An 11,889-nucleotide genomic window follows, 5' to 3' on the forward strand; every position below is an offset into this window, starting at 1 on the left:
TTAAAACGCCTGTGTATTGGCTCTGTAAATTTAATGGGGATGCTTACTGCCATTCCCAATACGTGCTAGGACTGCAAATTGTAACAAATAGTTCAGCTCATGCGGCTTTAAACCCGGTTGCGTGAGCCTTCAGTCAAAAGACAAAGCCCACCGAAGTGGGCTTTGTGATCGACAGCGAACTGAGCCATTAAGCAGTGGCAGTTACTGCTGACTGATTTTACAGGCGTCCAATTTCCAGACTCGTTCTACATAGTCTTCGATAGAACGATCGGACGTAAACTTGCCCATCAGTGCGGTGTTTAGGATAGCCTTTTTCGCCCAGCCCGCCTGATCCCGATACCAGGTATCGACTTTTTCGTGCGCTTTCACGTACGACTGGAAATCGGCCAGCACTAAATACGGATCACCACCTTCGAGCAAGCTGCGTTTAATCGCAGATAATTCACCCGGTTTACCTGGCGTGAAGTAATCTGTTTCCAGCCAATCCAGAATGGCTTTGATTTCAGCATCCTGATAGTAATAGTCCCAGCTATGGTAGCCTTTAGCCTGCAGAGCTTTGACTTCGTCTACTGTTAAACCAAAGATAGAAATATTATCCGGCCCTACTTCTTCAGCAATTTCAATATTGGCACCGTCCAGCGTGCCGACAGTGACTGCGCCGTTGAGCGCCAGTTTCATATTCCCTGTACCTGATGCTTCTTTGCCTGCAGTAGAGATCTGCTCTGACACATCCGCGGCCGGGATCATTTTCTCCGCCAGCGTGACACGGTAGTTTGGCATAAAGACCACTTTCAGGCGGTTTTTCACCCGCTTGTCGTTGTTGATCTTCTCGGCCACTTTGTTGATGGCATAAATAATTTCTTTGGCCAACTTGTACCCCGGAGCCGCCTTCGCGCCAAACAGGAAGACGCGAGGCACCATATCATAATCCGGGTTTTGCAGAATACGACGGTACAACGCCAGAATATGCAACAGATTCAGATGCTGACGTTTGTACTCATGCAAACGCTTGATTTGAATATCAAAAATGGCATGAGGGTCGATGCTGATATTGGTCAGTTTCTTCACCACTGTCGCCAAATCTGCTTTGTTTTGCTGTTTGATCGCCATAAAGGCATCCTGAATGGCAGGATCATCCGCAAAAGCGGCAAATTTGCTCAGTTGTTTTAGATCCCGTGGCCACTCATCGCCAATGGTTTCGTCCAGTAATTTAGCTAAACGTGGGTTACAGGCTTTTAACCAGCGACGTGGCGTCACACCGTTAGTGACGTTGGTAAATTTATCCGGCCACAGCGCGACCATCTCCGGGAACAGATCAGACTTCACCAGCTCAGAGTGAATTTCTGCTACACCGTTCACGCGGAACGAACCGACCACAGACAAATGCCCCATCCGAACCATAGGCTCATGGCCTTCTTCGATAATAGAAAGTTTACGTTTTTTCTCATTATCGCCAGGCCACAATACATCGACCTGCTCTACCAGGAAACGACGGTTAATTTCGTAAATGATCTCTAAATGCCGTGGTAAAACTTTCTCGAATAAACGTACGGACCATTTTTCCAGTGCTTCTGGCAACAGAGTGTGGTTGGTATAGGCAAATACGTGCTGACAAATATTCCAGGCGTCATCCCAGCTCATTTCAGCCCGGTCCACCAGAATACGCATCAGTTCAGGAATAGCCACAGCCGGGTGCGTGTCATTCAGTTGAATGGCGACCTGATCAGCAAACTTACTCCAGTCATCACCATTGGCACGTTTGTAACGGCGGATAATGTCTTTGAGCGAGCATGAACAGAAGAAATACTGCTGAATTAAACGTAATTCTTTACCTGCATCTGTTTCATCGTTTGGATACAGTACTTTAGAGATCGTTTCAGCTTCGATGTTCTGACGCGCCGCATCAATGTAACCACCTGAGTTAAACACGTCCCAGTTAAAGAAGTCACTGGCGCGGCTCTCCCACAGACGTAATACGTTGACAGAGCTGCCCTGATAACCGACCACAGGAATATCCCAAGGCACACCTTTGATAATGCGACCTGGGTGCCAGACCTTTTTCATTTTACCTTGCAGGTCATAGGTAGTTTCTACGTAACCATAGACAGAAATTTCCTGAATCGACTCAGGGCGGCAAATCTCCCACGGATTGCCATATTCACGCCAACTGTCCGGCCGTTCAATTTGACGGCCATCTGAGAATTCTTGCTTAAACAACCCATGCTCGTAATGAATACCATAGCCTATAGCCGGGTAATTCAACGTGGCCATAGAGTCGATAAAACAGGCAGCCAAACGGCCTAAACCACCGTTACCCAGCGCCATGTCTTCTTCCTGATCTTCCAGATCAGCGATATTTAAGCCAAGCTGTGCCAGTGCATCTTTTGCCGCATCGTAGACGCCCAGATTGTGCAGGTTATTACTGAACAAACGGCCCATTAAGTACTCAAGACTGAAGTAATGCACGGCACGGGTATTTTGCTGGTAGTGCGTACGCTGGGTGTTACGTAAGCCATCGTAGACATACTCATTCACTGCAGCACAGGTCGCACGCCACCAGGCCTGCGGGCTGGCTTTATTGACATCTGTACCAAGGCTGCCGTGTAAATGTTTAATGATGCTGTTTTTCAATTCTTCCGTATTCGGAAGTGCTGCAATAGCCACAGAAGCTTTTGCTTTTGAAGTCGATTTTTTCATTGCCAAATCCCGGTTTTTTTCGCGGTAACCCGCTTTTTTTTATAACTGTAGTTGTAGAAAAATTACAAAAATGGCGGGCAATAGTCAAGAATTAGCAAAAATAAAGCCTGTTACCGTAATTTTATTACAATACGGTAACAGGCTGTTTCTCGGGGTTAAATTGCCTTGAATACCGCGTCGACAAAGGCTTTGGCGTCTGATTCAAGTTGCATTAAATGCGTTTGATCAACAAAACTCTCTAAATAGATTTTGTAGCTATTTTCTGTACCTGAGGGCCGTGCGGCAAACCAGCCGTTTTTAGTAACGACCTTCACGCCACCGATACTGGCATTATTGCCCGGTGCTTTTGTCAGCACAGCCAGTATGTCATCGCCTGCCAGTTGTGTTTGTTTGACACTACTGACATCCAGATTTTTCAGTGCGGCTTTTTGTTCTGCTGAAGCCGTTGCATCGAGACGACGATATAATGGAGAGCCAAATTCTTTAGTTAAGGCCTGATACTGTTGATACGGATCCACCCCGGTTTTTGCCAGCATTTCGGCGGCTAATAAACCTAAAATGAAACCGTCTTTATCGGTCGACCAAACGGTGCCATCAAACCGCAGGAAACTGGCTCCCGCACTTTCTTCGCCACCAAAGGCAACGTTGCCCTGATACAGACCATCCACAAACCATTTAAAGCCTACCGGCACTTCATAGACTTTGCGGCCACGCCCTTCAGTCACTCTGTCAATCAGGGCAGAAGAGACCAGAGTTTTGCCTATCGCTAAGCTGGCCGACCATAAAGGTCTGTTGCTTAATAAATAGTTGATAGCCACCGCCAGATAATGATTGGGGTTCATCAGGCCACCACTTCGGGTGACAATACCATGACGGTCAAAATCAGGATCGTTACCAATGGCCACATCAAACTGATCTTTAAGCTGGATCAGGTTCGCCATCGCATAGGCGGAGGAGCAATCCATGCGGATTTTTCCGTCTTTATCCAACGGCATAAAGCTAAAAGCCGGGTCGATGCGTTCGTTCACGACTGTAATATTCAGACCATAGGTTTTGGCAATCGCAGGCCAAAACGCAATACCTGAGCCCCCCAAAGGGTCGACCCCAATTTTTACGCCGGCTTTGGCGATCGCGGCCATGTCTATCACATTTGCCAGATCATCAACATAAGGCTGTACATAATCAATGCTGACACACAAAGTGGAGGCTAACGCCTCTTCGTAACCTACCTGCTTGACGCCAGTTAACTGGGCAGCCAGTAAGGCATTTGCGCGTTTTTGGATCCAATCTGTTGCGTCTGTATCGGCCGGACCACCATGAGGCGGGTTGTATTTAATACCCCCATCCTCCGGTGGGTTGTGGGAAGGTGTAATAATCAAACCATCCGCTAAATCTGTGGTGCGGCCTTTGTTGTAAGAAAGAATTGCATGAGAAATCACGGGGGTAGGTGTAAAACCACCGTCCTGCTGAATATGGGTGGTGACACCATTGGCTATCAGTACCTGTAAAGCGCTGACAAAAGCGGCCTCAGATAAGCCATGAGTATCTTTGCCTAAAAATAACGGCCCACTGTAACCTTGCTGTTTACGATACTCTGCAACGGCCTGCACTATGGCGAGAATATGTGGCTCATTAAAGGATTTGAGCAAAGCGCCACCCCTGTGGCCTGAGGTGCCAAAACTGACCTGCTGACTGGCGATACTCACATCAGGCTTCAGACTGTAATAGGCAGCCATTAGCTGAGCGATGTTCGGTAACATGGCGGCTGGTGCAGTTTGTCCAGCCAGCGGATGTAAAGACATACAGACTCCTTATAACAAATCGCGGATCCGTTCTACCTCTGCTGCATTGTAGCCAAGCTTGGTAGCCACTTCAGTCAGCATCATTTTCTTACGTGTGGTGTTTGAGTTCGTGATCACCCAAAAATCGGTATTGGGGATAGGTTTAGGATTAGTGCTGCTGCCTGCCTCTAATAAACAGGCTTCAGATTGACCAAAGTACAATCTGTTCCGGCCTTTAATTTCCAGGACCTGGGCAAAATCACCACGATGAGCACGGGATAACGCCGATAAAATAAATAAGAATCGCCCTACCACACTTTGTTCGGCAGATAAATCCTGCGGACTGATGAAATCAAACACAGAGCCTGATTTGTCTGAGCCCGCTGCTTTTTCCGCTGTGCCTTTTGATACTGGTACTACCGTTACCTGTGCCTCTGGCTCAGTGGAGACCTGTACAGCGCGTTTTGTCAGTTCTTTCGTAGCAGGGATAGCCGACGTTTTTGCCTCGGTCAGGCTGACTATCAGTAAACGGCGCAGAATATCAGAGGCGCTTTCACCAATCTGTTGAGTCTGACTGGCGATAAATTGATAAAGATCGTCATCTATTTCGATGGTTTTCATGAAGTTAGTCCGCGTTTATAAAAGTGAGAGCATTATATACCCTTCGTACTTAATGCTGCAGCTTTGTTGATTGCACTCTTCACAGGAGTTACTCAGCACAGTAGTCACTCAGCCTGGCTTTGCTCCCACAGCGTCAATCACCTGTTGTTTCAGCGCAACAGCCGTAACTGTGGGTCGACAAAAAGTTAGTCGCTGACGCCAGCCAGCGCTTTTGATACCATAGCTTTTTATCGAACATCAGGTCGTTCATCGGAAAAAAACAATGATATTACATACCGAGATCACAGGCCAAGGTCAAGCTATTGTGCTGATCCACGGTCTGTTTGGCAGCTACGAGAACCTCGGCGTGATTGCCCGCGCTTTAGCCGGACAATGGCAAGTGATCAATCTGGATATGCGTAATCATGGCCGTTCCGGCTGGCACGATAGCATGTCTTATGCGCTGATGGCAGAGGATGTCAAAGAGACATTGGACCATTTGGGCCTGGAGCAGGTGATGCTGTTGGGCCACTCCATGGGAGGCAAAATAGCCATGGAGTTTGCTCTGCGTTATCCGGATCGTGTCAATAAACTGATACTGGCTGATATTTCGCCGGTGCAAAACAAACCGCGCCACCTTGAGATATTATCTGCACTGGATGGCATCGAACTGGATAATTTACAAAGCAGACAGCAGGCGGATCAGCAGTTGGCATTGTCTGTCACTGAAACCGGTGTACGACAGTTTTTACTGAAAAGCCTGTACAAAGAGGGTGAGCGTTTTCGCTGGCGCTTTAACGTCAAAGCACTGATTGCCAATTATCCGCAGTTATTGGCGGCTCCTTCAAGTAAAGGCCCCTATCCGGGTCCGACACTTTTTATCAAAGGTGCAGAATCTGATTATCTGTTGCCGGAGCACCAGCACCAGATACAGCAGCTTTTTCCGCACAGCAAAGCGAAAGTCATTATGGGCACAGGCCACTGGTTACACGCCGAAAAACCGGTAGCGTTCGCGAAAATTGTCACTGACTTTTTATTGAGTTAACGCAATTAATTCCTAATAAAATTGTGCTATAGTGCGCGCAATTTTTTCAGGCTGTGGGTCGTTATGAATATTGAGCAGTTTGAGACCCTGGGTCTTTTTCTCGGCGTCGGTGCCCTGTATCTGTTTATTGTGATGGCCATTTGGGATGTACTTAAAAAAAGTAATGCGCCCAGATTTGGTAAAATTTTTGTGTGGTTAGTGCTGTTTTTGTCACCTGCAGTGTTTATAGCCAAGGTGATTTTTGAGTATTTAGTCGAATAAATGAGGTGCGCGACATGGCTAAAATAGCCACAGATCGCACAACCATAGATTTGTTTGCGCATGAAAAACGTCCCGGTCGGCCAAGGACTAATCCGTTGCCGCGGGAAGAACAGCTAAAGCTGAATAAGCGTAATCAAATCAAACGCGATCGAAGTAAAGGTTTGAAGCGTATAGAGTGCAAAGTGTCAGAACAGTTGTACGAGCAACTGAGTTTGTCTGCACAGCAGCAAAATATGACACGAAGCGCCTATATAGAATGGGTTTTAGAACAAGCGTTGACCAGGTAGAAGGCGAAAGTTATGGCAACTGTAGGTATATTTTTTGGTAGCGATACAGGTAACACTGAACATATCGCAAAAATGATTCAAAAAGAGCTGGGCAAACATTTGTTTGATGTGATGGATATAGCCAAAAGCACAAAAGAACAAATTGCCAGTTATGATTTGTTGCTATTCGGCATCCCAACCTGGTACTACGGTGAAGCTCAATGTGATTGGGACGACTTTTTCCCTGAGCTGGAGCATATAGACTTTAATAATAAGCTGGTCGCAATTTTTGGTTGTGGCGATCAGGAAGATTACGCCGAGTATTTCCTCGATGCGATGGGAACGTTGCGTGACATTATTGAACCTAAAGGCGCCATTATCGTTGGCCACTGGCCTACCAAAGGCTACAACTTTGTCGCATCAAAAGCCCTGGCTGACAACGACCATTTCGTTGGCTTAGGGATAGACGAAGACCGTCAGCCAGAGCTGACAGAACAACGTGTCAAACAATGGTGCAAACAGATATACGACGAGCTGAGCTTAAAAGAGCTGGAAGGTCTGTGATAGCCCAGGGTCAGAGTTACAGACTCTGACCCTGAACTAAAACCTAGGTACGGTACTTTGGCTTCTTGCGGATATAGACCTTACGTTTGACCTCGCACACCAACTCGCCCCTGGCGTCTTTGACATGCACTACAAAGTCAGGAAAAAACTTATCCCCAGCCTCAGTCTGTTGTTTAATCTGTTCTAGCTCAGTGTCTGTCAGTATAAACTCCGCCGTGAGTTTGCCGCGCCCTGGTGTGATGTAGTTAATATCAGCTTGCTTATCCCACACCATATACTCTTTACCTAAAGCTCCCATCAGCATCAGGGGATAAATAGGATCGGTCATCGCAAACATCGAACCGCCAAATTGGCTGCTATTGATATTGCGGGTCCAGGGCCGGTTTTTGAGTTCTACCTTGCAATATCTGTAGTCCTGTGCCAACTCCACCACTTTTATACCTGTGAAAAAAAACGGTGGCCAAAAATTTAATAAATGCCGCATCACGGCCGGATTAAATGCCCAACGCATAAGAAACCTCTGGTAAGACCTGTTTGATGGGATTCTAACGCCTTGTTTGAGCTTTGTCTGCGCTTTGCTGGCCGTAATGGGCAGATTTATAGGTTGCTTCTGTCGTTAATGGCCTTATAATCAGTTGAAATTCAAGAAAGAGTAGAACAGTCCATGTCCGATCATAATACCGAATTGCGTAAAGCAGGCCTCAAAGTCACCCTGCCACGAGTGAAGATCCTCGATATTTTGCAAGATCCAAACCATCAACATATCAGTGCAGAAGATGTGTACAAGATATTGCTGGAATTAGGTGAAGATATTGGCCTGGCAACTGTATACCGCGTGTTAAACCAATTTGATGATGCAGGTATTGTCACCCGTCACCACTTTGAAGGCGGCAAGTCTGTATTCGAATTAAGCCGTATGGATCACCACGACCATTTGGTCTGTTTAAACTGCGGTAAAGTGATCGAGTTTGAAGACGACGATATCGAACGCAAGCAATTAGAGATCTCTGAAAAGAATGGCATCAAACTGACCCACCACAGCTTATATTTGTATGGTGAGTGTGTAGATAAAAAGTCCTGCGAAGAAAATCGTAACAGCAAATAAATGCTGTCAGGTACTTACAGATGAAAAAGCCGGCTATGCCGGTTTTTTTCTGCCTGAGAGGATTTGCTCTGTTAAATAGTCGGTTTCATTGGCCCAACAGCACTCAGGTCGCGGCTGACGCACACCAAATTGGCCTTTGAGGGGTCTGCAATGCGTAATTGCATTTCGTATAAATTCCGGCACTTCAGCTACGCCATAGCAGGCTCCTAACAAAGCACCGGCTACAGCCGCATTATTCGCCGTATCTCCGCCTCTTTTCAGCGTGTCGAGCATACCATCCAGATAATCTTGCGCATAAAGCAGTTGCCAAATGGCATTTTGAAAACAGATAAGCACAGCGCTATCCGGCTGATCAAAGTCCGTTGGCGGCATAAAAAGCGCCTGATCAATAGCACGAACAATAGCCTTATCCACTTTGAGCTGGGATGCCCAGTCTTTTATCAATTGATATAACTGGTCCGCACTGCAGTCGTTTTCCAATACATGCCCCAGCGCCATCACATACAAACCGCTGATTTGCTGGCACAGCATATTCGGATGAGTCAGCGCTGTATCCGCCATAGCCCAAGCCGCTAATTGAGGTAACGACTGATAAGGCACCATTAAAGCTACGGGTGCAACCCGCGCCAACGCCGTTGTCGCACAAGATTGCTCATCCTGTTCACTGAGCAACGCCCGTTTTAACTCGGCAGGAACAGCAAAAGGTTCTGTTCTGAGCCAGTACTCATAAGCCTGCCAGGCGCCCTCCTCCTGATACTCGCCATAATGAGCTAACAGGCGGCATAACAACACCGCAAGCTCACCGCTGTCTGTTGGTTGTCCGGATAAGGTGTGCCAGGGGTTTTGCAGCAGCAGTTCGCTGATATCAAGTTTTAGCCGTTCATCACGTTCCTGTGGCTCAAGACCTTCAACGGCAGAGCCTAAAACTTCGCCGGCCAATAAGCCATACATTAAACCAAGCGCTTTGGATTTGAGCACTGGGTCACTCATGCAGACCTCCGTTGTAAGCCCATGACGGCTAAATTTTAAACATAGCTAATTTATAAGGTATTGTGGCAAAGAAGCCAAGTACTTCGCTTTAAAATCAATTAAATAGCAGATCTTTAAAAAACAAAAGCCAGCATTAAAGCTGGCTTGTTCTGCGACGAACTCCGATCATTGGCCGTATTTTTCCGCCAGATACAACCAGGTCTCTAAAACTGTATCGGGGTTTAACGACACAGAATCAATGCCCTGATCCATCAACCAGGCGGCAAAATCTTCGTGATCAGAAGGGCCCTGGCCACAAATACCCACGTATTTTCCTTTGGCTTTGGCGGTTTGGATTGCCATCGACAGCAGCTTTTTAATCGCCGGATTACGTTCGTCAAACAGATGGGCGATTAAACCACTGTCCCTGTCCAGACCTAAGGTCAACTGGGTTAAGTCATTTGATCCGATAGAGAAGCCATCAAAGTACTCCAGGAACTCTTCCGCCAGTAAGCAATTCGATGGCAACTCACACATCATAATGACTTTTAAGCCATTTTCACCGCGTTTCAGGCCATGAGCTTCTAAGAGTTCAATCACAGCTTTGGCTTCTTCCAATGTGCGGACGAAGGGGATCATCACTTCCACATTGGTAAAGCCCATTTGATTACGAACCCGTTTTAACGCTTCACATTCCATCGCAAAACAGTCACGGAAATCTTCAGAGATATAACGCGATGCACCGCGGAAACCTATCATAGGATTTTCTTCATGCGGTTCGTACTGCTGACCACCGATCAGGTTAGCGTATTCATTCGACTTAAAGTCGGACATCCGTACTATCACCCGCTCAGGCGAGAAAGCTGCGGCCAGGGTAGAAATACCTTCAACCAGCTTACCGATATAAAACTCAACAGGTGAGCTGTAGCCAGCCATCATCTGACTGATGGTCGCTTTGAGCTCGTCAGTTTGCGCATCAAAGTTCAGCAGCGCTTTGGGGTGTACACCTATCATCCGGTTGATAATAAATTCCAGACGGGCTAAACCAATACCGGCATGTGGCAGTTTGGCGAAAGAAAACGCACGTTCCGGGTTACCGACGTTCATCATGATTTTCATTTTAAGCGCAGGCATCTGGTCAACGCGTGAGGTCATCACGTCAAAATCCAGGATTCCGTCGTAGACAAAGCCTGTATCGCCTTCGGCACAAGACACAGTGACATCCTGACCGTTTTTGATCTTCTTCGTCGCATCACCACAACCTACCACAGCCGGAATGCCCAGTTCACGTGCAATAATAGCCGCATGGCAAGTGCGGCCACCGCGGTTGGTGACAATAGCGGATGCGCGTTTCATGATAGGTTCCCAGTCCGGGTCTGTCATATCTGTGACTAACACATCACCAGGCTGGATTTGGTCCATGTCTGCTATGCTGGCCAGCACTTTGGCTTTGCCTGAACCAATTTTATGACCAATGGCACGACCCTCTGCAACTACCGCGGCTGTGCCTTTGAGCTGGAAGCGCTCCATCTCGTTGCTGTCTTCACGGCTACGTACCGTCTCAGGGCGGGCCTGAACTATATAGAGCTTACCGTCCTGACCATCTTTGGCCCATTCGATATCCATAGCACGGCCATAGTGTTTTTCAATGATAATGGCTTGTTTGGCCAGCTCCTGCACTTCAGCATCTGTCAGTGAAAACTTCTGCCGATTGGCCGCCGGCACATCCTCCACCACCACTTGTTTGCCGTGGCTCAGATCTTTGGAGTACACCATTTGCAGCAATTTGCTGCCGAGATTACGCCGTACTACAGCAGGACGCCCCGCCAGTACTGTGGGTTTATGCACATAAAACTCATCAGGGTTCACAGCGCCCTGCACCACCATTTCGCCTAAGCCGTAGGACGAGGTGACAAAGACCACATCCTCAAAACCAGATTCAGTGTCGATACTGAACATCACACCTGAAGCGGCTAAGTCAGAGCGCACCATACGCTGTACACCCGCGGATAAGGCCACACCACGGTGGTCATAGCCCTGATGCACCCGATAAGAAATAGCGCGGTCGTTAAATAAAGAGGCAAAGACGTGTTTAATAGCTTCAATTACATGAGCATAACCACGTACGTTTAAAAAGGTTTCCTGCTGACCGGCAAAGGACGCATCCGGCATATCTTCAGCAGTAGCGGAGGAACGCACCGCAAAGGAGACATCTTCAGCACAGCCCTGTTGTAACTGCTGATAAGCAGTTTGGATCGCCTGTTCAAACTCAGGTTGAAAAGGCGTATCAATGACCCACTGCCGTATTTGAGCACCGGCTTTGGCTAAAGCGTTGACATCACCAACGTCCAGACCATCCAGTACTTGATAAATCCGCTCGTTAAGACCACTCTGTTCAAGAAATTGATTAAAGGCATAAGCTGTAGTGGCAAAACCACCAGGAACTTGTACCCCTGCATTTGCCAGGTTACTGATCATTTCACCTAAGGAAGCATTTTTTCCGCCAACGCGAGGAACGTCGTGCATGCCCAGGTCCTGGTACCAAACAACGAATTCTTGCACAATGAGTCTCCAATTTTTGTTGCAGGTTATGTAAGCTTA

The 11,889-nt window shown here is 47.4% G+C and carries 11 protein-coding genes; 5 read left to right on the forward strand and 6 right to left on the reverse strand.

Annotation, left to right across the window (positions count from 1 at the left end; all coding sequences use genetic code 11):
- Positions 1-201: 201 nt before the first annotated feature.
- From SD53_RS15245 to seqA, 3 genes are all read right to left on the reverse strand, one after another.
- A complete protein-coding gene (locus SD53_RS15245) occupies positions 202-2,697 on the reverse strand; it encodes a glycogen/starch/alpha-glucan phosphorylase (RefSeq protein ID WP_046521055.1) in 2,496 nt (831 codons plus the stop codon).
- 155 nt (positions 2,698-2,852) lie between these two features.
- Positions 2,853-4,499 carry a phosphoglucomutase (alpha-D-glucose-1,6-bisphosphate-dependent) gene (gene pgm / locus SD53_RS15250; protein WP_046521056.1) on the reverse strand — a complete coding sequence of 549 codons (1,647 nt, stop codon included), beginning with the start codon at positions 4,497-4,499 and terminating at the stop codon, positions 2,853-2,855.
- 9 nt (positions 4,500-4,508) lie between these two features.
- A complete protein-coding gene (seqA, locus tag SD53_RS15255; protein ID WP_046521057.1) occupies positions 4,509-5,099 on the reverse strand; it encodes a replication initiation negative regulator SeqA in 591 nt (196 codons plus the stop codon).
- Between the two features lie 262 nt (positions 5,100-5,361).
- On the opposite strand from seqA, the gene SD53_RS15260 reads away from it, so the two are divergent.
- The 4 genes from SD53_RS15260 (at position 5,362) to fldA (ending at position 7,214) form a co-directional block, all read left to right on the forward strand.
- On the forward strand, positions 5,362-6,123 hold the full coding sequence (locus SD53_RS15260) for an alpha/beta fold hydrolase (protein WP_046521058.1): 762 nt from the start codon (positions 5,362-5,364) through the stop codon (positions 6,121-6,123).
- Positions 6,124-6,186: 63 nt separating this feature from the next.
- On the forward strand, positions 6,187-6,384 hold the full coding sequence (locus SD53_RS15265; RefSeq protein ID WP_046521059.1) for a DUF2788 domain-containing protein: 198 nt from the start codon (positions 6,187-6,189) through the stop codon (positions 6,382-6,384).
- A gap of 14 nt (positions 6,385-6,398) precedes the next feature.
- Positions 6,399-6,671 (forward strand): LexA regulated protein, encoded by a 273-nt coding sequence (ybfE, locus tag SD53_RS15270; protein WP_046521060.1) that lies wholly within the window; start codon positions 6,399-6,401, stop codon positions 6,669-6,671.
- A 12-nt stretch (positions 6,672-6,683) separates the two neighbouring features.
- Positions 6,684-7,214 (forward strand): flavodoxin FldA, encoded by a 531-nt coding sequence (gene fldA, locus SD53_RS15275; RefSeq protein ID WP_046521061.1) that lies wholly within the window; start codon positions 6,684-6,686, stop codon positions 7,212-7,214.
- Positions 7,215-7,257: 43 nt separating this feature from the next.
- Here the strand turns inward: fldA and SD53_RS15280 are convergent, their stop codons facing one another.
- Positions 7,258-7,725: a DUF4442 domain-containing protein gene (locus SD53_RS15280; RefSeq protein ID WP_046521062.1), complete on the reverse strand. Its 468-nt coding sequence runs from the start codon at positions 7,723-7,725 to the stop codon at positions 7,258-7,260.
- Between the two features lie 153 nt (positions 7,726-7,878).
- On the opposite strand from SD53_RS15280, the gene fur reads away from it, so the two are divergent.
- The gene (fur, locus tag SD53_RS15285; RefSeq protein ID WP_046521063.1) at positions 7,879-8,319 is read left to right on the forward strand and encodes a ferric iron uptake transcriptional regulator; all 441 of its coding nucleotides are present in this window, start codon (positions 7,879-7,881) and stop codon (positions 8,317-8,319) included.
- Positions 8,320-8,352: 33 nt separating this feature from the next.
- On the opposite strand, the gene SD53_RS15290 is transcribed toward fur, so the two are convergent.
- Together SD53_RS15290 and ppsA are read right to left on the reverse strand one after the other, a co-directional pair.
- A complete protein-coding gene (locus tag SD53_RS15290; protein WP_046521064.1) occupies positions 8,353-9,309 on the reverse strand; it encodes an ADP-ribosylglycohydrolase family protein in 957 nt (318 codons plus the stop codon).
- Positions 9,310-9,474: 165 nt separating this feature from the next.
- The gene (ppsA, locus tag SD53_RS15295) at positions 9,475-11,850 is read right to left on the reverse strand and encodes a phosphoenolpyruvate synthase (RefSeq protein WP_046521065.1); all 2,376 of its coding nucleotides are present in this window, start codon (positions 11,848-11,850) and stop codon (positions 9,475-9,477) included.
- Between the last annotated feature and the right edge of the window lie 39 nt (positions 11,851-11,889).

Origin of the sequence: Rheinheimera mesophila (genome assembly GCF_000986865.1) — a bacterium.
GTDB lineage: Bacteria > Pseudomonadota > Gammaproteobacteria > Enterobacterales > Alteromonadaceae > Pararheinheimera > Pararheinheimera mesophila.